General features: G+C 73.0%; 21 protein-coding genes. 4 read left to right on the top strand and 17 right to left on the bottom strand.

The window, feature by feature from the left end; all coding sequences use genetic code 11:
* Positions 1 to 8: 8 nt before the first annotated feature.
* Positions 9 to 707 (top strand): LysR family substrate-binding domain-containing protein, encoded by a 699-nt coding sequence (locus ABD993_RS27500; RefSeq protein ID WP_345424637.1) that lies wholly within the window; start codon positions 9 to 11, stop codon positions 705 to 707.
* A gap of 9 nt (positions 708 to 716) precedes the next feature.
* Here ABD993_RS27500 and ABD993_RS27495 read toward each other — a convergent pair whose 3' ends face one another.
* From ABD993_RS27495 to ABD993_RS27485, 3 genes are all read right to left on the bottom strand, one after another.
* On the bottom strand, positions 717 to 905 hold the full coding sequence (locus ABD993_RS27495; RefSeq protein WP_345424634.1) for a hypothetical protein: 189 nt from the start codon (positions 903 to 905) through the stop codon (positions 717 to 719).
* A gap of 631 nt (positions 906 to 1,536) precedes the next feature.
* Positions 1,537 to 2,439, bottom strand: coding sequence for an aldo/keto reductase (locus ABD993_RS27490; RefSeq protein WP_345424631.1), 903 nt, complete (start codon positions 2,437 to 2,439; stop codon positions 1,537 to 1,539).
* A 47-nt stretch (positions 2,440 to 2,486) separates the two neighbouring features.
* Positions 2,487 to 3,161, bottom strand: coding sequence for a VOC family protein (locus ABD993_RS27485; protein ID WP_345424628.1), 675 nt, complete (start codon positions 3,159 to 3,161; stop codon positions 2,487 to 2,489).
* A gap of 204 nt (positions 3,162 to 3,365) precedes the next feature.
* Here ABD993_RS27485 and ABD993_RS27480 point away from each other — a divergent pair, with 204 nt between their 5' ends.
* A complete protein-coding gene (locus tag ABD993_RS27480; RefSeq protein WP_345424626.1) occupies positions 3,366 to 3,548 on the top strand; it encodes a YegP family protein in 183 nt (60 codons plus the stop codon).
* Between the two features lie 265 nt (positions 3,549 to 3,813).
* Here the strand turns inward: ABD993_RS27480 and ABD993_RS27475 are convergent, their stop codons facing one another.
* On the bottom strand, positions 3,814 to 4,368 hold the full coding sequence (locus tag ABD993_RS27475) for an antibiotic biosynthesis monooxygenase family protein (protein ID WP_345424624.1): 555 nt from the start codon (positions 4,366 to 4,368) through the stop codon (positions 3,814 to 3,816).
* 188 nt (positions 4,369 to 4,556) lie between these two features.
* On the opposite strand from ABD993_RS27475, the gene ABD993_RS27470 reads away from it, so the two are divergent.
* The gene (locus ABD993_RS27470; protein ID WP_345424621.1) at positions 4,557 to 5,090 is read left to right on the top strand and encodes a GntR family transcriptional regulator; all 534 of its coding nucleotides are present in this window, start codon (positions 4,557 to 4,559) and stop codon (positions 5,088 to 5,090) included.
* Positions 5,091 to 5,219: 129 nt separating this feature from the next.
* Here the strand turns inward: ABD993_RS27470 and ABD993_RS27465 are convergent, their stop codons facing one another.
* Complete coding sequence (locus tag ABD993_RS27465; protein ID WP_345424618.1) at positions 5,220 to 6,062, bottom strand: cupin domain-containing protein; 843 nt, start codon at positions 6,060 to 6,062, stop codon at positions 5,220 to 5,222.
* A 288-nt stretch (positions 6,063 to 6,350) separates the two neighbouring features.
* Here ABD993_RS27465 and ABD993_RS27460 point away from each other — a divergent pair, with 288 nt between their 5' ends.
* Entirely contained in the window at positions 6,351 to 7,316 is a 966-nt protein-coding gene (locus ABD993_RS27460; protein ID WP_345424615.1) for a helix-turn-helix domain-containing protein, read from the top strand.
* A 204-nt stretch (positions 7,317 to 7,520) separates the two neighbouring features.
* Here ABD993_RS27460 and ABD993_RS27455 read toward each other — a convergent pair whose 3' ends face one another.
* From ABD993_RS27455 to ABD993_RS27400, 12 genes are all read right to left on the bottom strand, one after another.
* Positions 7,521 to 8,246 (bottom strand): TIGR03621 family F420-dependent LLM class oxidoreductase, encoded by a 726-nt coding sequence (locus tag ABD993_RS27455; RefSeq protein WP_425569160.1) that lies wholly within the window; start codon positions 8,244 to 8,246, stop codon positions 7,521 to 7,523.
* Between the two features lie 672 nt (positions 8,247 to 8,918).
* Positions 8,919 to 9,767, bottom strand: a complete 849-nt coding sequence (locus ABD993_RS27450) for an alpha/beta fold hydrolase (RefSeq protein WP_345424612.1) — start codon at positions 9,765 to 9,767, stop codon at positions 8,919 to 8,921.
* On the bottom strand, positions 9,764 to 11,839 hold the full coding sequence (pabB, locus tag ABD993_RS27445) for an aminodeoxychorismate synthase component I (RefSeq protein WP_345424609.1): 2,076 nt from the start codon (positions 11,837 to 11,839) through the stop codon (positions 9,764 to 9,766). The genes ABD993_RS27450 and pabB overlap by 4 nt, the downstream gene beginning before the upstream one ends.
* A 44-nt stretch (positions 11,840 to 11,883) precedes the next feature.
* Positions 11,884 to 12,678 carry an aminotransferase class IV gene (locus ABD993_RS27440; protein WP_345424607.1) on the bottom strand — a complete coding sequence of 265 codons (795 nt, stop codon included), beginning with the start codon at positions 12,676 to 12,678 and terminating at the stop codon, positions 11,884 to 11,886.
* On the bottom strand, positions 12,672 to 14,129 hold the full coding sequence (locus ABD993_RS27435; protein ID WP_345424604.1) for an AMP-binding protein: 1,458 nt from the start codon (positions 14,127 to 14,129) through the stop codon (positions 12,672 to 12,674). Before ABD993_RS27435 ends, ABD993_RS27440 begins: the two co-directional genes overlap by 7 nt.
* Positions 14,130 to 14,151: 22 nt before the next feature.
* On the bottom strand, positions 14,152 to 15,456 hold the full coding sequence (locus ABD993_RS27430) for a lysine N(6)-hydroxylase/L-ornithine N(5)-oxygenase family protein (RefSeq protein WP_345424601.1): 1,305 nt from the start codon (positions 15,454 to 15,456) through the stop codon (positions 14,152 to 14,154).
* A gap of 17 nt (positions 15,457 to 15,473) precedes the next feature.
* Positions 15,474 to 15,713 (bottom strand): MbtH family protein, encoded by a 240-nt coding sequence (locus ABD993_RS27425; RefSeq protein WP_345424598.1) that lies wholly within the window; start codon positions 15,711 to 15,713, stop codon positions 15,474 to 15,476.
* Between the two features lie 34 nt (positions 15,714 to 15,747).
* Positions 15,748 to 17,001, bottom strand: a complete 1,254-nt coding sequence (locus ABD993_RS27420; protein ID WP_345424596.1) for an FAD-dependent monooxygenase — start codon at positions 16,999 to 17,001, stop codon at positions 15,748 to 15,750.
* A gap of 102 nt (positions 17,002 to 17,103) precedes the next feature.
* A complete protein-coding gene (locus ABD993_RS27415) occupies positions 17,104 to 18,375 on the bottom strand; it encodes an MFS transporter (protein WP_345424594.1) in 1,272 nt (423 codons plus the stop codon).
* A complete protein-coding gene (locus ABD993_RS27410; protein ID WP_345424592.1) occupies positions 18,366 to 19,028 on the bottom strand; it encodes a formyltransferase family protein in 663 nt (220 codons plus the stop codon). The genes ABD993_RS27415 and ABD993_RS27410 overlap by 10 nt, the downstream gene beginning before the upstream one ends.
* Positions 19,029 to 19,046: 18 nt before the next feature.
* Positions 19,047 to 20,309: a GNAT family N-acetyltransferase gene (locus tag ABD993_RS27405; protein WP_345424589.1), complete on the bottom strand. Its 1,263-nt coding sequence runs from the start codon at positions 20,307 to 20,309 to the stop codon at positions 19,047 to 19,049.
* The coding region (locus tag ABD993_RS27400) for a phosphopantetheine-binding protein (protein ID WP_345424586.1) at positions 20,306 to 22,164 on the bottom strand (1,859 nt) is incomplete at its 5' end. The genes ABD993_RS27405 and ABD993_RS27400, both read right to left, overlap by 4 nt.

Here is a 22,164-nt window from a genome sequence, read left to right as displayed (position 1 = left end):
CTGGGCAGGTGACCGAGCCGAGCGACGCCGCAGTCTTCCGGCTCGGGTACGTCCCCGGCGTCACGCCGGGCAAGTGGGTGCGGCTGTGGTCCGAGCGCCGTCCCGAGGTGCCGCTGGAGCTGGTCGCGGCGACCACCGACGAGGCGGTGGACCTGGTGCGGGCCGGCGCGGTCGACGCCGCGGTGGTCCGGCTGCCGATCGACCGGACGGGGCTGCACGCGATCCCGCTGTACACCGAGACCACCGTGGCACTCGTCCCCAAGGACCACGTGCTCACCGCGGTCGAGGAGGCCACCGTCGCCGACCTGGCGGACGAGATCGTCCTCCGCCCGCAGGACGACACCCTGCCCTGGCCCGCGGACCGGCCGGGACGGGCGGCGGCGTACACCCCCGAGACGACGGCCGAGGCGGTCGAGCTCGTCGGCGCGGGCGTCGGCCTGCTCGTCGTCCCCCAGTCGCTGGCGCGGCTGCACCACCGCCGGGACCTCACCTACCGTCCGCTGACCGACGCGCCGGGGTCCGGTGTCGCGCTGACCTGGCCGGACGCGGAGAACAGCGAGCTGATGGAGGAGTTCATCGGGATCGTCCGCGGGCGCTCGGCGACCAGCTCCCGCACCCCCCGCCGGGAGGCCACCCCGGCACGGGCCCCCGCGAGGAGGAGCGTGGCCCGTCGCCGTCCGGGCCGGGGCGGCACGCACCGCCGCTGACCCGCCGAGTCAGGAGGTGAGGTGTCGGTCCAGCCCGCTCAGCACCAGCCGGGCGGCGGTCGGGCCTGCGTTGAGATACCACGGGTCGTCGTCCACCCAGACGGCCTCGCCCGCCCGCACCCCGGCCAGGGTCCGCCACAGCTCGCTCGCGATCACCGGGGAGCTCGCCGCCTCGGCGGGGGACGTCGACCCCTGCACGGAGTAGAAGATCCGGTCACCGTCGGCGTCGCGCAGCTGTTCCGGCGACAGGTCCTGAGACGTCCTGTCGAACCGCTGGGTCTACGGCCGGGCGAGACCGGCGTCCCACGCGATGAAGCCGGGGAACGACGGCACCCCGAGCCGGCCCAGCACGGCTCGGCTACGTCCGGCTGCCCGCGGCGGTCCTCGAGGCGGGCGGGACGCCGGGGCTGCTCGGCACGCTGCCGCCGCAGGTGCCGGTGGCGGTCGGCACGGACGAACCCGGCCTCCTCGACGCCGACCGGGTCGCCAGGGCGACCGCCGTGCGCGAGCCCGTGGAGGCGCTGCTGCGCCACCCGCGCTCCGGCGCGGCGGTCTGATCAGACCTTTGAGATGCCTGCGGGCCCTCGCGCGTCGGGGGCGTGCTGTGCACCTCGCCCCCACCAGCGGCTCGTCGAGGCGGACCTGTCCGAGCTCCTCGCGCCCCAGCCGAGGCGGGAGCCGCCGTCCGCGCGCACCTGCAGAGCGTCATCGACGTGCTGCCCACCGTCGGGACCGGGCCGGGCGGGGCCTCGCACCGTCTGACCGAGCCGAGCCTCCTCGTCGCCGACCGTGAGTACCCGACCGGCGGCCCTCGACGCCCCGTCAGTCGTCAGGGCAGGACGTTCCCCGCGGCGCGGTAGAGGCCGTACCAGTCCTCCCTGCTCAGCGTCAGCGCGCTGCCGGAGACGGCGTCCGCGAGGCGCTCGGGGTTCGTCGTGCCCAGGACGACCTGCATCCGCGCCGGATGCCGGACGATCCAGGCCACGGCGACCGCCGTCTCGCTCACCCCGTGCACCCCCGCGACCCGGGTCAGCGCGGCGTTCAGCTCCGGGTAGGCGTCGAGGTCGCCGACGAAGGGCCGCCCCGTCGCCGGGCTCTGGAACGGCGACCACGCCTGCACCCCGATGTCGTGCAGACGGCAGTAGTCGAGCAGGCCGTTGTCGCGGTCGACGGCCTGCGGGCTGTCCGCGACGTTGGTCGTGAGGCCCTGGGCGACCATCGACGAGTGCGTCAGGCTGAGCTGGGCCTGGTTCACCGTGATCGGCTGGCGCAGGCACCGCCGCAACAGCTCGATCTGGCCCGGGGTGTGGTTCGAGACGCCGACGGCACGGATCTTGCCCGCCGCGTGCAGGCGGTCCACCGCGTCGGCCACCTCCTCCGGCTCGGCCAACGCGTCCGGACGGTGCAGCAGCAGCGTGTCCAGGTAGTCGGTGCGCAGGGCCGCGAGTGACCGCTCGACACTCGAGACGATGTGGGCCGCGGACAGGTCGTAGAACCCCGCCCGGATCCCGGTCTTGGACTGCAGCTCCACCGCACCCCGCCGCCCGGCCGCCACCGCACCGGCCTCGCCGAACCGCCGCTCGCAGCCGTGCGGCTCGCCGCCGTAGATGTCGGCGTGGTCGAACAGACGCACTCCCAGGTCGAGAGCACTGTGGACGAGCCGCCGGAGGGCGGCGTCGTCCAACCCGGCGATGCGCATCATCCCCAGCGCGACGGGCGTGTGGTCGGACACCGGTCCTCCTCGGTCGGTCGGGCAGCAGGGTATCCATCCCGCGTCCATCACCCGTCACCCGATGGGGACCCTCCCGCCGTTCGGACCGCCGGGGCCTCCCACACGAACCCGTCGAGGTCGGTGATCGGCCCGACCGAGCCGATGACCACGAGGCGGTGCGAATCGCTGCCCGCGGGGTCGACGCCCGCGTCCTTCGCCGCGGCCCGGCGCCCGTAGAGCGCCAGCTTGACGGGCGATCCCGCGGTGTCGAACTCGGCGTACCTGCCGCCGAAGGACTTGGCCACCGACAGACCCCGCTCGACGTAGAACCGCGTGGCGGCCTTGACGTCCTCCACACCCAGCAACAGGACGACGTCGTCGATCCGCCGGGTGGCGGGGCCGGTCTCCTTCTTCGACGACGACGCGACCTTGACGATCGTGCCGTCCGGGGCCCGCACGACACCGCCGTACCCCCAGAAGCTCTTCGCCACCGGCTTGAGCACGGTGGCCCCCGCCTCGAGGGCGCTGCCGACCAGGCTGTCGACCGTGCTCGGCTGCCCCACGACGAGCGACAGCGTGAATCCGCGGAACCCCGTGCTCGGCGCATCCGAGGCGCGGACCCCGACCGCGTCCGCGAGCCCGACGGCGGCGTAGAACGGCGATGCCTGCGCGGGTTCGGAGACCTCGATGGCGAGCGAGGTGATGGCGGTCGCGGCGAGGGTGGTGCGCTCTGTGTTCGTCATGCGTCCACGATGACCCCGGCGTACCGGCCGGCGCTTCTCGAATCCTGACCACCTGAGAATCACGCCACCCGCTCCTCTGGGCGGCCACGTCACCGGCCGAGGACTTCCGATGGTGCCAGCCCGCCTTGCCTCACCCTGCCGCCTTAGCCCATTCGTCGTAACCTGCTGCCGATCAGCACCGTCCTCACCAGACTGGAGACGCTCATGGCAGGCAAGTTCGAGATCTACCAGGACCGCGCAGGCAAGTACCGCTTCCGGCTCAAGGCCAGCAACGGCCAGATCGTCGCCTCCGGCGAGGCCTACGAGTCCAAGTCCAACGCCAAGAAGGGCGCCGAGTCCGTTCAGAACGCCGCGGCAGGCGCGACCATCGTCGACGTCGAGTCCTGATCCCCCGCCCCCGGCGCGCCCGGATCACCCGGGCGCGCCGCGGGAACCCCTGCGCCTCCACCGATTCCCCGGGCTCAGCGTCGTCTGGCAGCCGATGTCGCGCCATCGACGACCAGCGTCCGGTGACGCGACCGGCTCCGTCGCCGACGAGGAGACGCGGCTCGTACGAGACCGATCGGGAGCCGTGCCCCGTGGAACCGCGCGAGTCCGGCTCCGCGACCCGGACGAGAGACCGATCACGGGCCCGCTCGGGGGACCACACCTCTCAGACCTCGACGGCCTGCTGCAGACCGTGGGTGGTCTCCCGTGACTCCCCATCCGAACCGGGTTCGGCGGCCACTGGGGACTCCTCGAGATGCTCGAGCGGGACGTCCTTGAACACGACGAAGCTGGACGACTGCTCAGTCAGGTACGGGAAGTGGAACCCACATCTGGGGCACTGCTCCCGCAGGACGGCCTGCTCCTGGGCGAGCTCGTAGACCTTGTCCTGCAACTCTCCGCAGGTCGGACAGATCCGCAGCAGGCGCGTTCCCACCAACTCGAAGTTGGTGATGATGTCCTCCATGATCGCGCCATTCGCAGCCCACGCCTTGGCGTGCTTATGATACGTGTCGGTGTGCCAGTAGAGCGCCTTCTCACTGGTCCGGAAGCTGCACTCGTTGAACCAGCCCGCGTCGTCCGGGTGCTCCCACCAGGTCAGGTGCAGGAATCCCGGCAGCTTCATCAGGTGGTGGCGGGTGTCGCCGAAGACGACCTTGAACTTCTCGTACGCATCGGGACTCGTAATCGCACGCGCTGCAATGCTGAGGTAGATCGGCATTGTTCGCTCCTGTTTCCGGTGGGCGATCTGCGCGTTGTCGGATGTATCGACCCGGTGGAGGCACGTGGAGGCACATCGAGGCACGCCGAGGCACGGAGGGGCAATCGTGTCGCAGCCTGTTGGCTCCTGAGATTAATGGAGCGGTGACAGTTATCCAGAGGCGATCACGGAGTCATCAGGGGAGCCGCATGTCACCTGAACGCAACATCCTCGGCCCCGAGGTGGGCGGCTCCCGTCACCAGTCGGCGTCGGGCCAACCCGCGTACAAGGCGCTCTACGAGCAGCTTCGCTCCAGCATCCTGTCCGGGCAGCTGGCCGCGGGTACACGTCTGCCGCCGAGTCGGATACTCGCCGCCGACACCGGGATGTCCCGCAACACCGTGCTCGCCGCCTTCGAGCAACTGCAGGCGGAGGGCTACGTCACCGGGCGGCAGGGATCGGGCACGTACGTCGCGCAGGTACTGCCCGAGCGCCTGCTCGGCGACCCCGCCACCAGCGTCCGGCCGTCGCCGTCGTCCAGCGCGACCGCCCGGGTCCCGGGCAGGCTCTCGGCCCGTGGAGACCGGCTGGCGCGGACCCGACGGGTCCCACTGCCGTCGGTGCTCGACCGCAGGCCCCGTGGCACCTCGTTTCTCATCGGCCTGCCCGCGCTGGACGCATTCCCGTTCGAGACCTGGGCGAAGCTCTACCGCGAGCGGTTCCGCAGATCGGCCCCCAGCTGATGCCGCTACGACGACCCGGCGGGCTACCGACCGCTACGGGAGGCCGTCGCGGTCCGCCGCAGGCCCGACGTCAGGGGGCGGCCCGCGGGGGCACCGACGGGTCGCGTCGATACCCCCACAGGCCGGCCGTCACTCGGGAAGCCGGTCCTTGGTGATCACCCAGAGCTTCTTGGTGAACGGACCCTTCGAGACCCAGGTGATGTGCTGACCGGAGTTCAGGCCGATCACGTCCCCGGCCCCGTAGTTGGTCACGCGCCCGGAGTCGGTCTCGGTGACCTCGACCTCGCCGGCCAGCAGCAGGATCGTCTCGTCACCCAGTGTGCCGGTGTAGGGCGTGGTCAAGGTGCCGTCCGGGGCGACGTCGGTGCCCGCGATGCCCTTGCCGGAACGCCAGATCCCGCTCAGGAACGTCCCGGTCGACCCGCCCTCGCTGATGAAGAACAGCTCGCCCGCGACCTGCGGGCCCTCGGCGGGCTCGGTGAAGTGGTAGTCGACCCACTCGGCCGGGTTGTCGTTGACGTTGTGCACCCGCAGGTTCTGCGGCGGGTTGGCGGTGGGCTCGCTGCCGTTCCAGATCACGCAGTACTTCTTGAAGTACGGCGATCTGATCTCCCAGGTGACTTCGAGGCCCTTCGGGTGGCTGAGGACGGAACCCGGGACGAGCTCGAACCGCTCGCCGGTCGCGTTGACGGTCACGGTCGCGGAACCCTCGATGACCGCGGCGAGCTCGTCACCCAGCGGGGAGGAGTAGACCAGGGTGTGCGATCCGTCCGCATTCGCGCCCGGCGAGGTGGGACCGGTCCGCCAGAAACCCGCCTGCAACGATCCGCCGGTGCCGTTCGGGCGGAAGATCGCGATCTCGCCGTGGACCTGCGTGCCCAGGCGGGGCTCGTCCCACTCGAACGGGACCCAGTCCTGCGGGGCGGGGTTCTGGGTCCCGCCGTGAACCTTGTGCTCGACGACCGAGGTCATTCGATCTCTCCTTCTGTCGGGTCATCGCGGCCCGGGATCGGGCCGGCTTCGTGGTACATCGGATGCCGGGAAGAGCCGGCGACGACCGGCGCTGCGACGGACCGGGTGGTGCAGGAACCCCGACCAACCGCCGGGGCGCCGTGTGATGGGCAGCACGTTACGAGAGGAGGGCGGGCTGTTGTGTTCCCTCGCGGACACCGAGTTGTCGCTGTGCGCCGGCTCCGCGTTCGAACGTTCTGAGAATGATCGGGAGTGACGCAGCGCACCGCTGCTCGTATCCTCACCGCGGTGGACACCCCTGTCGCCGGCGTCACGGTCGAGGAGGCCGCGTCGCTCTCGAGCTGGGCGGAGCTGATCAGGGCTCGGTTCATCGCCCTCCAGATCACCCCGCACGGCCTGCCGGACCTCCGCGGCGCCGTGCGCTCGCGTCATGTGGGGCACATGCAGGCGGCGACCGTGCGCTCTGCGCCGCAGACCTTCCAGCGCACCCGTCCACAGGCGACGGCAGCCGACACGGACCTCCTCGCCGTCGGGATGATCGAGCACGGCACCGGCCACCTCGAGCAGGACGGCCGCCGCTGTGTGGTCTCCGAGGGCGGGTTCGCGCTCTACGACACCTCACGCCCCTTCACCTGGAGCCTCGACGGCGTCTGGGACATGCACGTCTTCACGTGGCCCCGCAGCGGTCTTCCGTTCACCGACGCGGAGCTGCGGCGGCTGACCGCCCGCCCGGTCTCGCCCTGCTCTCCGATCGGGTCCCTGGTCACACCGATGCTGCACCGGTTCTCCGGAGACGACGCCCCGATCCTGTCCCCCTCGAACGCAGCCCGCCTCGCCGACGAGATGGCCGAGCTCACGATGATCGCGGCGTCCGAACCCGAGTCGGAGACGGGCCGGGCGGCGAACCCCGACCGGGGTCTGTTCCGGCAGATCCGGGAGTTCGTCGAGGACAACCTCACCGACCCCCGACTGAGCGCCGAGCACATCGCCGGGGCGCTGTTCGTCTCCACGCGCACGCTGCACCGCACGTTCGCCCGGCACGACCTCACCGCCGCCGGCTGGATCAAGCTGCGACGGCTCGAGGCCTGTCGGCGGGCGCTGTGCTCGCCGAGCTGGAACGACACCCCCATCAGCGGAATCGCGGCCCACTACGGCATCGCCAACGCCTCGTTCTTCAGCCGCGAGTTCACCGCACGCTTCGGCATGTCCCCCCGCACCTACCGGAACACCCGGATGGGCCGGAGCGGACGGTAACGACCCGCCCCACCCTCACCTGCCGGTTCGTCTCGTGTCGAGCGCGAACCCGCGGGATCGACCGTCACGTGGCGGGTTCGGCCGGCTCGAAAGGGCCGGACGTTGCGGCGCACTGGCGCAACCGACTCGGCGAGCTCGCGGACAAGCTCGACGCCGAGACCCCGGACTCGTTCTACGGCATCCGTGGCAACGCCCGTTGCCGCGTCACGTCCTGCGGTCCAGCCGCGCCATGACCGGCGCGAAGGTCTCCATCGCAGGCTCGGGAACGGTGAGCTCGGCGTCGTCGAACCGGCGGAGCCTCGCGGCGACGTCACGACGGCTGCCGCTCGCGGCGACCGCGTGGATGAGCAGGTTGATGTCGGGAGCCGAGTCGCGGCCCGCTGTCCGGTCCCGCACGAACCGGACCCGCTGGGCGAGCTCGGCCCTGCCGACCAGCCGGTGGCGTCCGGGACCTGTGCCGGGCGCGGCACCGCTGAGCGCGACGGTGTCCGCGTGCCGGGCGGCGAAGCGGAGGACCCGGTCCCCGTTGCCCCCGATCGTCAGCGGCATCCGTTCCTGACGGGGACGGGGAGCGTGGCTCGGGTCCGCGAACAGCCGCCGGATCTCCAGCACGGTCCGTTCCAGGTGGTCGACGCGCTCGCGCGCCGACGGGAACGGCAGGCCCGCGGCGCGGAACTCGGCCTCGACGTGGCCGGCACCGAGCGCCGCGTCGATCCGCCCGTCGGTCAGCTGGTCAGTCGTGGCCAGGTCCCGGGCGAGCAGGGCCGGGTTGTAGAACGCGGCGTTGAGCACGAACGCACTCAGCCGCGGGCGAGAGGTGACGGCCGCCGCCGACACGAGAGCGGGAAACGGGGCGGGCATGTCCAGGTGGTCGGCGACGGCGACGACGTCGTAGCCGAGGTCTTCGGCCCGCCGACACCGGTCCTGCAACGGCCCGCCCCGACCGGGGTCAGCGGTTGACGCCGAACCCGAATCCCGGGGTGGTCGGCGCGGTGGTCGACTCAGCCACGATGGATCGCATGGAGGGAGTTCTCCTTGTCCGCGGCCACGACGACGCCACCGTCCGAGTGCTCCCGTGGACCCATGTTCGTGCCCTATGCGGTTCCACGGCGGACGCCCTGGCTCAGCTCATGACCACTGGTTTCGGCGACTACTCAGCCACCGCGTCGGAGGTGTCCGTTGGAGCCGCCCGGCGACGGCCGCGGCCGTCATCATCGAGAGCCCCGACAGGTCGAACGAGGAGGCAGCGATGACGACCCGGCCCGGGCCCACGCCCTCCCGCGAGCCGGCCCCGACTCTCGAGGAGATCTCGCGGTCGACCCTGACGTCGAGCTCGACGGCGAGGCGCTCCTGCTGCTGCACCGGGCCACGGCCGAGCTCCTGCTCGACCGGTCCGCCACGGAGACCCCCGCACGGTGCGGGTGCAAGCTGGTCCCTGAACCATCGGACGATGTTGCGCTGACAGTCAGCGACGACGGACGGGGATTCGATCCCGCGACCCACCCGGTCCGGGACACACAGGGCTGACGGTGGTCCGAAGGGCGGTACGAGATGCCGGGGCCACCGTCGTGGTCCGGGCACGGCCGGGCGACGGCACGACCATCACGGTCCGGATACCCCAGACGGGTGCCGTCTCGCGAGGAAGTCGAGCACGATCCGGTTCACCTCGGCCGGACGCTCCAGGTAGCCGACGTGCCCGGTGCCGGGCACTTCGACGTACCGTGCCCCCGGGACGGCGTCGGCGACCTCGCGGCTCAGCCACGCCGGGATCGTGACGTCGTCCGCGAAGCCCAGCACGAGCAGCGGACGGTCGATCGCCCGGTAGGCGCCACGGCGGTCCGCCATCGTCGCGCAGGCGGCGAGCTGGGCTCGCTCGCCGCGGCCGATGACCGAACCTCCCAGCTCGAACACGTCCAGCCAGTCCGTCACCGAGTCGGCGCGCCGGGAGGCCGGGGACAGGTTCAGCACGGCCTGCACGGCGGCATGGAACTCGGGCGGCAGCACGACACCCCCGTCGTGCAGCGCGATCTGCCCGAGCGTCTGCGCCCGGGCGACGGCGTCCAGCCGGGCGTGGGCACCCATCGCCACCGCCCGGCCGACGAGCTCGGGCCTGGCCAGGACGAGCTCCTGCACGATTCGGGCGCCGAGGGAGGTTCCGACCAGGTGGGCGGGACCGCCGCCCAGGTGCTCGATCAACGCGGCCGTGTCCGCGACCATGTCGTCGACAGTGAACCCCTCCGGGCACTCGGACGTCGGCGCGATGCCGCGGTTGTCGAAGGTCGCCACCCGGTAGCCGGCGGCGAGCAGCGCGGGCACCTGGTGCAGGTGCCAGACGCGGCCGGGACTTCCCGTCCCCATCACCAGGACGACGAGCTCACCGGCCCCGCGGACGTCGTAGCTCAGCGAGATCCCGTTGAGGTGGACCGTCGTGCCTCGCTTCCTGATCGTCACGCCGACCGTCCCCAGGGGGCCGGTGCGGGGCGGGCGGCTGCGGCGGCGGACCCGCCCGCCACCGCTTGGACCACCGCCGAGGCCTTCAACGTCATCTCGTCGAACTCGTCCGCGGGGTCGGAGTCGAGGACGATCGCCCCACCCGCGCCGATCGTGGCCCGGCCGGCCTCGATGGTGGCGGTCCGGATCACGATGTTCAGGTCGGCGGCGCCCTGGAGCCCGAAGAAGCCCAGGGCCCCGGAGTAGATGCCTCGCGGCCGTTCCTCGAGACCGTCGATGATCTGCATCGTCCGCAGCTTCGGCGCGCCGGTCATCGACCCTCCGGGGAAGGCGGCCCGCACCGCGGCGACCGGACCCACGTCCCGGCGAAGCCGCCCGCGGATCGTGGACACGAGCTGATGGACGGTGGCGTAGGACTCGACCTTCATGAACCCCGGAACCCGGATGCTCCCGATCTCGCAGATCCGGCCGAGGTCGTTGCGCAGTAGGTCGACGATCATGAGGTTCTCGGCCCGGGTCTTGGCGCTGCCCGCCAGCTCGTCCCGCAGCGCGCGGTCGACCTCGGGGTCGGGATCCCGGCGGGCCGTGCCCTTGATGGGCTTGGACTCGACGGTCCCCTGCGCATCGATGGTGAGGAACCGCTCCGGGGAGGAGCACACCACGTGCAGGTCGTCGAACCGGAGGTAGGCGGCGTACGGCGCGGGGCTGCGGCGGCGCAGCCACCGGTAGGCCTCCCACGCCGAGCCCGCGAACGGCAGCTCCACCCCGTTCGTCAGGCAGATCTCGTAGCTCGCCCCCGCGTGCAGGCTGGCCATGCAGGCCTCGATGTCCGCGAGATAGCGGTCCCGGGGCCGATGCAGGTACGGCTCCACGTCGATCTCGCGCTCCAGGTGCAGGACGGGGCGCGGCTCCACGTCACGCAGCGCCCGGACCCGCTCGGCCGTCTCGTCCACCCAGCGCTGGGCCCGGCGGACGGAGCCGTCGCTGCCGTCGGCCAGAGCAAGGACCCAGGTGCGGCCGGTCTCGTGGTCGACGGCGACCATGCGGCTCGCGCTCATCCACTGGGCGTCGGGCTGCGCCGAGGTGTGGCCGGTCGGCGAGCCGCACTCCGCCCGCATCTCGTAGCCGAAGTATCCGACGTACCCGCAGGCCAGGTCGAACGGCACCGAGGAGTCCCACGGAACCCGGTTGGTGTGAAGGCGCTCCTCGAGCGTGTCGAAGATCGAGCCGGGTGCCGAGCGGACGCCGTCCTCGGTGACCACGTTGACGATCCCGGTGCCCACCCGGGCGCTGAGCACCTCGCCGAGCTCACCGCCTGCGTCCCCCAGGAAGGAGAAGCGCGAGAGGCCGCGTTCGATCCGGCTGCTGTCCAGCCAGAACGCGAAGCGGGAGCCTGCGAACAGCTCCTCGAAGAGGATCTCGGTCGGAGCCGTGAAGTCCAGCACCCGGCGTCGCACGGTCCGCGCCGACGGGCGGAGCTCGGTGGCCGAGCCGCCCGCGCGCACCAGCTCGGCGAAGTTGGCGAAGATCGCCGCGCCGTGCTCGGAGGCCACGGACTCCGGGTGGAACTGCACCCCCCACCACGGCAGCCTGCGGTGCCGCAGACCCATGACGACGCCGTCGGGCGACCAGGCCGTCGCCTCGAGGTCCTCGGGCAGAGGCTCGGCCACGCAGAGCGAGTGGTACCGCACGGCGGTGAAGTCCTGGGGCACGCCCCGGAACAGCTCGGTGCCGGTGTGCCGGATCGATTCCAGGTAGCCGTGTCGCGGCTCCGGTGCCGTGACCACCGTCCCGCCGGAGAGCCAGCCGAGAGCCTGGTGGCCGAGGCACACGCCGAGGACCGGGATCGTCCCCGTCCGCAGGTGGTCCAGGGCGACGCCACGATCGGCGGGAACCTCCGGTCTGCCAGGCCCGGGTGAGATCACGACCGCGTCGTACTCGGAGAGGTCTAGGTCCGCCCACTCGGGGGCGTCGTTCGCGAGCACGGTCGGCTCGGCCCCGAACGTCGCGGCCATCAGCTGGAACACGTTGTAGCTGTAGGAGTCGTAGTTGTCGACGAGGAGGGTGCGCATCGAATCTCCGGCCTGGGTCCAGTGGCTCGTGGTGGTCGACGTGGTCAGCGGCATGGTCGGTGGCGGGCGGGTGCGCCGGGGAGGGCCAGGTGCGCACGGAAGCGCTCGAGACGGGCCCGGTCCGGCTCGGCGAGCGACGGTCCACCACACCGCCATCCGACGACCGGACGGATGCCGTGCAGCGCGTTGACCGTCCACACCTCGGTGCCGGCGAGCTCGTCGGGACGGCATCGGCGAGCGGTGACCGGCACGGACCCGGCGCGGGCCATCCGCAGCAGCCGCCGCGCGGTGACACTGGGAAGCAGGGGCAGCGCGGGATCCGGCACCTCCAGCCCCTCCCCACGCCACCACAGCAGCGCCGAGTGCGACGCCTCCAGCACGACGCCGCCCGCTCCGGTCAGCAGCGCGTCGTCCGCGTCCCACTCGGCCGCCTGCTTGCGCAGGTCTGCGAGCAGCGCGAGGTCGGGGCCCTTGACGGTGGGATGGCGCCGCGGGTCCGGGGCCTGCGGGTTCCACAGCCGGACCTCGCGCCCCTGCGCGGGCGCCTCGCGGACCCAGAACACCAGGGCCCCGTCGGCGTGGGCCTCGAACCGCGGGAACCAGCGGCCCCGCGGCGGCAGCTCCGCCCGCGCGGCGGCGAGGAAGCCGTCGAGTCCGGCGACCGGGAGGTCCAGCACCCTGCAGCCTCGCCGGAACCGGTCCTCGTGCTCCGCCAGGTCCCGGACCCCACCCTCGGAGGCCAGGAACGAGTCGACCACCAGGGCCGCCTCGGGCAGCGGGCACGCGGAGTCGGACCAGCCCACCGTGCTCCGCCACCGCAGCCTGCCCGCCCTCACCATGATCCCGTCCTGGCCACGAAGCGCTGGACCTTCCCGCTGAACGTCCGCGGCAGCGCGTCGACGAACGTGACACTGCGCGGCACCTTGTAGGCCGCGAGCCGGCGCCGAGCGAGATCGAGCAGCTCGTTCTCCAGCCCTGCGTGCCGCACCACGTCGGCCCTCGGCACCGCGAACGCCCGCAGCCTGCTCGCGCCGCGCTCGTCCAGCACGGCGGCGACGACGATCTCCCGGACGGCCGGGTGCCCACCCAGGACCGCCTCGACCTCGTGCGGCGAGACGTTGATCCCCCCGACGAGCTCCATGTCGTCCGCGCGTCCGAGGTGGACGAACCGCCCGTCCGCACGCTGCAGGGCCGTGTCGTTGCTGCAGAGCCAGCCGTCGACCAGTACCCGCTCGGTCTCTCCGGGGGCGTCGAGGTAGCGGTCCATCATCGACGGACCCCGCACCCACAGCCGGCCCGGACTCTCGGGCGGGACCGCCCGGCCCGCATCGTCGAGAATCCGGAGCCCGTACCCGGTGAGCGGGCGGCCGAGGGTGCCCGGGGCGTCGTCGGCCAGGGTGTTCGCGCAGTACGCGCCCCCGACCTCGGTCGAGCCCAGCTCGTTCAGGACCGGTACCCCCCACAGCTCGCGGGTGCGGGCGCCCACCGTCGGCGGGAGGTTCTCGCCGGCCGACACCGCCACCCTCAGCGTCGCGAACGCCGCGGGGTCGGTGTCCGCGACGAGGTTGGCGTAGGCCGAGGGCACCCCGTGCAGGACGGTGACGCCGTACCGGTCGACCAGCTCGGCGACCGTCCCCGGGTCCGGTCGCTCGGGCCGCAGAACCGCGGCCGACCCGGTGAAGAGCGGATAGACCAGGGAGTTGCCGAACCCGTAGGCGAAGAACATCTTGGAGATCGACAGGCTGACGTCCGCCGACGAGATACCCAGCATGTCCCGCCCGACCGCCCGCTGGTAGGCGGGCAGGTCACCGTGCCGGTGCACCGCACCCTTGGGTGCCCCAGTCGTGCCGGAGGTGAACTGCACGTACAGGTCCGCGCTGTCGGAGACCTGTACGGCGGCGCCTTCGGGAGCCCGCTCGGCCGCGGCGACGAGAGCATCCACCGTGGACCAGCCGGGCCGGTCCACGGGCTCCTCGGCGACGACGAGGTCCGGGACGGCGCCGTGCAGGAGGCGGTCCCGTTCGGCCTCCCGCAGGTAGGGGTTGAGCAGCACGGCGACCCCACCGGCTCGGGCGACCGCGAGGAACAGCGCCACCAGGGCCGGCCCGTCCCGGAGCACCAGGGCGACCCGGCCGCCGGGCCGCAGGCCCCGGCCACGCAGCACCTCGGTGCACCGGGCCGCGAGCGAGTGGATCTCGCCGTGGGTCCAGGTCCGTTCGGCGTGGTAGGCGGGCGCGGCCTGCCAGCCGTGCCTGCGCACGAGGCGCTCCAGGAGCTCCGCGACGTTCATCCGGCACCCCGGTCCGGGTCTCTCACGACGAGACGGCCGACGCCGCCGCGTAGGTGAGGCCTGCCCGGTGCCCGAGGACGGCCGCCAGGATCTCGCCCGACCGCTCGGCCACGTTGGACAGCAGCGTCGAGGCGAGCCCGTGGGTGCGCTCGGTGGCACCCTGCACGAAGATCGGCGCCGCCGACCCGGTGACCGGCAACCGGTAGTCGGGCCCGACCGGGATGGTCCCGTCCGCGCCCCGCTCCGCCACCAGGCCGCCCCCGAGGAGCCGCCCGGGGTCCCGCGACCGGTAGCCCGTCGCGTAGACGAGGGAGTCGGCGACGAGCGTCGACGACGTCCCGTCGACCCCGGAGAGCACCGACACCTCCACACCGCCCCCCGGGGCCGTGTCGACCGAGGCGACCCGGCTCATCCGGTGGAAGTGCAGCCGCTCGACGCCGGCGACCCGCTCCGCGTAGTGCTTCTCGTACAGGTCGGTGATCAGGTCCGGGTCGACCACCGAGTAGTTGGTGTTCCGGTGGCGCGCGACGATGCGCTCGCGCACCTCCGGCGGGCTCCGGTGGAAGGCGTGGGCGGCCTCGGGGTCGAAGACCCGGTTGGCGAAGGGGCTGTCGTCGGCGGGGCTGTAGCCCCAGCTGTCGTGCACCGCATGCACCTCGGCCGAGGGGAAGCTGCGGTGCAGGTACTCGACCGACTCGGCAGCGCTCTGGCCCGCGCCGACGACCACGAACCGCCGGGCGGTCCCCGCGTGCTCCCGGCCGAACCGCTCGATGTGGAACACCAGGTCACTGTTGTGCCAGACCCGCTCCGACAGCACCACCCCCGGGGGGAGGTGGGGCGCGAGACCCGCAGCCACCACGACCGACCGCGCGAGCAGGCGGTGGGTGTGGCCTGCGCGCCGGGCCGTGACCTCCAGCAGCGGCTCACCCCGCCCCTCCACCGGCCTGATGTCGGTCACGTCGGCGCCGTAGTCGACCACGTCCTCGAACCGGCGGGCCGCCCAGCCGAGGTAGTCGTGGAACTCGATCCGGGTCGGGAAGAACGACTGCCGGTTGAGGAAGTCGATCAGCCGTCCCCTGGCCTTCAGATAGGCCAGGAAGCTGAAGGTGCTGCTCGGGTTGCGGAGCGTCACCAGGTCCTTGAGGAACGAGATCTGCATCCTGGCGTCCGGGATCAGCATCCCGCGGTGCCAGCCGAACTCCGACTGCCGCTCGAGGAATCGCATCGAAAGCGGCTCGGAGTGCTCACTCGCGGCGATCGCCAGCCCCAGGTTTCCCGGACCGAAGCCGATTCCGACGAGGTCCAGCGGGCGGAGTGGAATGGTCATCGTGTCACCTGTCGTCGTCACGAAGCGCGATCATCCTGCGCCGCGGCGGCGGACACCGGAGCCGACAGACTCTTCGGTCGGAGATCGAGCCAGTTCGCCTCGATGTGGTCGAGAGCCTCCTGTCGCGCACTCGGCCCGTGCTCGACCTCCCATCCGGCGGGAACCGGGAGGAATGCGGGCCACAGCGAGCGCTGCTCCTCAGCGTTCACCAGTACGTGGAACTCGCCGTTCGGATCGTCGAATGGGTTGACGGCCATTGCCGTTCACTCCTTTTCTGATCGGTGCGCCGACTCAGTAGGTGCTGGTCGGTGTGGCCATGGTCCGCGGGCCGTAGGGCGCCTTCTCCAACCACGTGCCGCACCGCCGGACGCGGCCCGCGAGACCGGCCGCCAGGTGCTGCCGGAGCCGGCCCCCCGGCGAGGGACGCATGTGGGCCAGGGCCTGCCCGGCCGCGTCGCGGTTGTGCAGGGCAGCCGCCCTGCGCACCGCGTCGTAGTCGTCGATCGTCGACCGGGCCCGCTGCGGATCGGTGGCCTGCAGCGCGGTGGCCACGGCGACGGCTGCCGCGTCGGCGTCCGCGATGCCGCTGTTCATGCCTCGCGCCCCGAACGGGGCGAAGAGGTGCGCGGCCTCGCCCGCGAGCAGGACCCGGCGCTCGTCGTCGATGAACGCGTCCGCGACCGACTGGAGGAACGGGTACCGGGACACCCAGAGCACCCGGTCCACGAGCTCGGTCGCCACCACCTCGGACAGCCATCCCCGAAGCCGCGCCGGCTCCATCAGGGCATCGGGATCCTCTCCCTCCCGGCATTGCAGATCGACCTGCCTGCCGCCCGCGAAGGGGACGACCAGGACGTGCCGTCCGTCGAGGCCGGGATGGTGGTAGTGGAACTCGCGGAGGGCGGGAACGGGCTCACCCGGAGGATCGGCGAGATCCACGACGACGTGGTGGGAGGCCGATCGCCTGCCGACCATCCGGCGACCGATGGCGGCCCTCACCACGGATCGTGCACCGTCCGCCGCGACGACGTACGGCGCCGTCCACCGCCGCCCGTCCGTGCTCCGGAGCTCGACGCCCTCCGCGCCTGCGACGACCTTCTCCACCTCCGCGGACCACCCGAAGGCCACCCCGTGGGCCCGGCACGCGTCCAGGAGATGCGCCTCGGTGTCCAGCTGACGAAGACTGGCGTAAGGCGGGAGGTCGCCCCCGGCCGAAGGGGGATGGTCCTTCGCGAAGACCAGTCGGCCGCGGTGGCGAGTGCGCCTGCCGGACCATTGGATGCCGTGCGCGGCCACCGTTTCACCGAGGCCCGGTGAAATCCGTTCGAATGTGCGCAGGGAATCGTGATGGACGTACAGCGCCCGGCTCCCGGGCCGCACCCGGTTCTCGGCCTGGGCATCGAGAACGCGGACCGGAACCCCCAGGGAACGGAGGGCGAGCGCGGCCGTCAGGCCCACCGGCCCCGCACCGACCACACACACCGGCTCGCCGTTCGCCTCACTGGCCGGGCTCATGTGCCTGCCATTCGGAGGACTGGGGAACATGAGGATAGCCTAGGCTATCAAAGGCGCCGGGGCGAGAACCCGGCGGCCGATCGGGCGACCCGTGAACATCACAGGAATCCGCTTCCCAGGGCGGGCCGACGGTCATGCCGGAGCCCCCTCGGCGCTCCGGTGGCGGCGCAGCTCGCCGAACCCGGCGAGCACCAGCGCCGCCACCCCGGCCATCGCCGCGTTGTACACCCAGAAGGCGGTCGTCGGCTCCAGCACCGTACCCAGGCCGCCGGCGACCAGAGCGCCGACCGCCACCCCCGACATGTTCTGCGCGGCGAACACGCTGTTCACCCGTCCGCGCAGGTCCTCGGGGGTGCGCTGCTGCAGCAGCGCGTACCGCAGCACCTCCTCGACCGCGTTGGTGCCGCCCGCTCCCACGAACAGCAGCAGCATCAGCCACACCCGGGGAGCGGCTCCCGCGCCCGCGTAGAACAGGAAGCACACGATCATCGCCAGCAGCAGCAGCCGGCCGGGGGCGACCACGGAGGAGACCCAGCCGCTGCTCAGCGCCCCCACCACGGTGCCGAGGGCGAGTGCGGCGTAGGTCAGCCCCACCACCGTCGGGGCCGCCGGGCCCTCCCCGATCCGGGCCTGCACCAGGGCGGGGATCATGACGATCGAGCCGCCGCCGACCATCCCGACCACACCGGCGCCCATGACACCGAGGACCACCCGGTCCCGCACCACGAACCGGTACCCCTCGACGAACTGCCGCACCGGGCCTGCGCCGGGCCCGGCCGCGGGACCGTCGGGGACGGGCACGCCGCGGGGCCTGCGGACCAGCGGGAACGTCAGCACCGCGGCGAGGGCGCCCAGGCCGTAGCTCCACTCCGGTCCGACGAGCGCCACCAGGCTGCCGCCTGCGACCGGCGCGACCAGCGAGCCCAGCCGCAGCGACAAGGTGTTGAGCCCGCCGACCGCGTGGAAGCGGGAGGGCTCGACCAACCCGGGCAGGATCGCCAGCATCGCCGTGATGCCGACGGCCCCCGACAGCCCGTTGAGCGCCACGAGCACGCCGATTGGCCAGACCGCGTCGAACTCCAGCGCGTTGACCGCAAGCCCCGCGAACGACACGATCGTCCCGACCTGGGCGATCTGGAGCAGTGCCCACCGGTCCCGCCGGTCGGAGAGCACCCCGGCGAACAGGAAGCCCACGAAGAAGGCGGCCCCCTCGGCCGCAGTGACCACCCCGACCACCGCGGTGGAGCCACTCAGCGCGAAGGCCTGGATCGGGACGGTCACCGCCACCATCCCCACCCCGAGCAACAGGATCGTGCGGGCGATCCACAGTCGCCTGAACGGCACGCTCTCCCGCAGCGGGGAGACGTCGACGGCGAGCTTCGTCGCGACGCTCTTCAGGACCATGCCGCCGCGGCCTCCGGGTAGAAGTCGGCGAACAGGCCGAGGTCGGTGGCGCGGGCGTAGTGCGGGTTGTCGCGGTGCCGGTCGAGCTGCCGGGCGGCGTGCAGCCCGTAGTACCCGGAGGGGCCGTCGGGCTGGGGCCGCGGGGTGCAGCGGCCCGCGGCGACGTCGTCCAGGTTGTCCACGAACAGCTCGTGGCAGGCGTCGATGGTGGCGAGCATGACGTCCTCGAAGACGTCGTCCGGCGCGATCGGGAACCGGCGCTCGTCGATCACCGGTCCGGTGTCGAGGCCCGCGTCGACATGGTGCAGCGTCGCGCCGTACTCGGGCTCGTCGTTGAGCAGGGCGTGTGCCACGGTGGCGAGCGGGAGGCCCCGGTAGGCGGGCAGCGGGCCGCCGTGGACGTTGTAGATCTGCTGGTCGAGCTCGAGCACGGGGGCGCGGAAGACGAACGCGTTGTCGATGGACCAGATGATGCCGTCGGACGACGCCGCGTCGATGTCCTGCGCGACCGCGTTGACGTCGTGGGTGTCGACCGCGGCCGGGTCCTGGTGGTGTGCGCCCGGGCCGGTGACGACCAGGTCGACCGGCTGCCCGGCCTCCTTGGCGTGGGCGACCGCCCGCCAGAGCAGGGCGCCGTTCCCGACGAAGATCATGATGTGGTTCCTCCTGGTCTAGAACATCGTCCCGGCCCAGGGCACCGGGCCGGTGGCGAAGAGACGGTCGGCGCGGGCCACCGACGCGGCGTCGTGCACCGCGATGCGGCCCGCCGCGGCGAGCCGGGAAGGCGGGCGGTCCCCCAGATAGAGGGCGGCGAGCTGGTCGACCGGGCACGTGAGGTCCGGGGGCGCGGTCACCCGCCGCGCGCCGTCCGAGCCGATCCGGTAGCAGCCGGCGTTGGACTCCACGAGGTCGTCCCGCACCTCGACGACGACGCTCTCGCCTGCCGTCGGCGCCCAGGGTCGCAGGGCGAGCGCGGTGGGCACGTCGACGATCCGGAGCCACAGCTCGTCGAGCACGGGGCCGACGGTGGCGGCGCGCGGATCGGTGAGCAGCAGCGGGACGTCCTCGTCGAGCGGGCGGCCCGTCGCGACGATCTCCTCGACCAGCTCGACGTGCAGCAGGTGGGCCCAGAGGTCGAGGGCGGTGGCCGGGGTGTCGGCGAACAGCTCGAGCACGTGGAGCACCCGTCGGGCCGCCGCGACGTCGCCCCCGCCCTGGTACTCGACGTACCAGGCGACGTACCCGGAGGGTTCGGCCGCAGGCCCGGCCACCGCGACGTGGATCTGGTTCGGGGCCCCGGCGTAGGGGTCCCAGCAGGCCCACCAGGCGTCCGGCCTGCTCACGACGCCCGCGCGGCAGGCGGCGATCCGCCGGTGGATCGGCGGCAACACCTCGTGCAGGTCGCTGTGCGGGCTCAGCTGCCGCGCCCGGTCGCGCCGGTCGGCGAGCTCGCGGCGCACCCCGCTGCGAAGCCGGTCCACGCGGACCGTCGTGGTGCGGGTGGCAGGTCCGACGCCCCAGCGGTGCCAGAGGGCGGCGGTGGAGGGCCGCAGCGCGGCGAACACCTCGCCACGCGCGGCCAGGTCGAGGATCTGCGTGCGCACCATCCGGTCGAGGTGGCCCCGCCGGGTGGCCCCGTTGCGCACACCCGCGACGCTCACGCCCGCGACCGGCGCGTTGGACCCGCCGGGCAGGGTGAGCTCCTGCGGCGAGGACATGATCGTCCCGACGAGGTCGTCCCCCTCGAACGCCCCGTACACCCGGTCGGCGACGTACAGACCGCGCACGGCCTCCCACCGTTCCGCGGTGGTCGGCGGGACGTGCAGGGCCGCCATGAACAGGTCGTAGGCCTCCTGCCACCGCTCCGGGCCGAGGGGGCGGACGGCGGCCGCCCGGGACGTCGCCCGGGTCGCTCCGACTGTCGTCTGCGTCACTCGGACTCCTTCGTGATGAACCGGGCCGCCCAGGACTCGCACGTGTCGACCCAGCGCCGGGCGACCCGGCGCGCGGCGGCGTCGTCGAGGACGCCCGCGGGCCAGGTGAAGGTCCCGGACAGCGTGGTGCCCTCGTGGTCGGCGAGCCCGGCGGCATGGACGGTGAGGGCGTGGCCTGCCCGGATCTCCGGTGCCCAGCCGACCGCCACGTCGGGGGACGCGGGGTCCGCCCGCCAGACGCCGGGTTCGGGGGTGGCGAGGCGGCCGAGGTGGCCGAACTCCACCTCGGCACCCGGGCAGGCCACCCCGCCGCCGCGCAGCGCCCGGTCGATCTCCCGGATGCTGTCCACGGCGTGCTCGTCCAGCCACTCCAGGGTCTCCAGGGTCTCCAGGGTCTCCAGGGTCTCACTGCTCGTGTCCGTCTTCTGCCGTGGCGCGGCCGCGGTCGTCCAACGGACGGTGGTCGTGGTGGCGAACCAGCCGACCGTGTCCGCCAGGTCACCCGCGGCGCTCACGCGCCCGTTCCCGGCGACGTCGACCAGCAGCGTGTGCTCCGGCCCCAGCTCGGCCAGCGCGTCGTACAGCGCGGCCACGAGGACGGCGTCGACGCGCACCCCGAGCGCGGCGGGCAGCTGCTGGAGGACGGCGGCGCCGCGGGCGGGCGACCCGCGCTCCTCGTGCCGCCGCGCGGTCCCCACGACGTCCTCCGGACCCCGCGGCCGCAGCAGCGGGAGCGGGTCCACCGGCGCCGTACCGGCCGCGGCCCGCTCCTCCCCCGGCGTGCGGGACCACGTGCGGAACGACAGGCCGCGGGGCGTCGTCCGCGGCGTGCCCGCCCCGAACGCGGCGATGTCCGCCAGGAGCACCTGCCAGGACGGCCCGTCGACGACGAGCTGGTGGACGAGGACCAGCAGCCCGCCCTCGTGCTCGGCCCCGCGGTCGCACCAGACCAGCCGGAACATCCCGCCGGGGCCCGCGTCGAGCCGGGCACGGGCGGCGGTGGCGGCGGCGCGCAGTGGCCCGGTCCAGTCCGGATCGGTGCAGGTCACGTGCTCGACCGGTGGGTCGCCGTCGAGCATCAGGGGGACCTGGAGGTGGTCCCAGCCACCGGCCGGGTCGCGGACGAGCTCGGCCCGGAGCATCGGGTGGGCGGCGAGCAGGGCCCTCGCGAGCTCGCGGATCTCCGCCGCCGTGGTGCCGGGTGGGGTGCGCACCAGCTGGGCCTGGTGCATACCCGCGACCGGCCCGCAGCGTGCCGCCAGCCGCCGCATCCCGGGGGTCAGGGGGACGAGCCCTTCGCCCGGGTCGATGCGCGGTGGTGGCCCGGCGGCGCCGATCCTGCCCGCGAGGCCTGCGATGGTCGGCTCCTCCAGGACGTCCCGTGCCCGGAGCTCGAGGCCGGCGGCCCGGGCCCCGGTGACCAGGGCGAGCGCAGCGAGGCTGTCGCCGCCGAGGTCGAAGAAGTCCTCGTCGGGGCCGACCGTGGCGGCACCGAGGACCTCGGCGACGATTCGGCAGAGCACCCGTTCGGTCTCGGTGCGCGGGGGCCGTGCCGCGCCGGCCGCGAGCGGGGCGGGCTCGGGCAGGGCGGCGGTGTCGAGCTTGCCGTTGACGGTGCGGGGCAGGGAGCCGACGACGGCCCACAGGGTCGGGACCATGTAGCGGGGCAGGCGCCGGGCGACGGCCGCGCGCACCTCCTCCGGTGTGGCGGCACCGACGAGGTAGGCCGCGAGGCGGCGTTGGCCGGGCACCTCAGGATGCTCTCTCGTGACCACGGCCGCCGTGACCACTCCCGGCACCGCCGCGACGGCGTGTTCCACCTCGCCCAGCTCGACCCGGTAGCCGCGGATCTTCA

The sequence above is a fragment of the Pseudonocardia xishanensis genome (assembly GCF_039541715.1).
Lineage (GTDB): Bacteria > Actinomycetota > Actinomycetes > Mycobacteriales > Pseudonocardiaceae > Pseudonocardia > Pseudonocardia xishanensis.
This window is presented reverse-complemented; position numbering and strand designations above follow the sequence as displayed.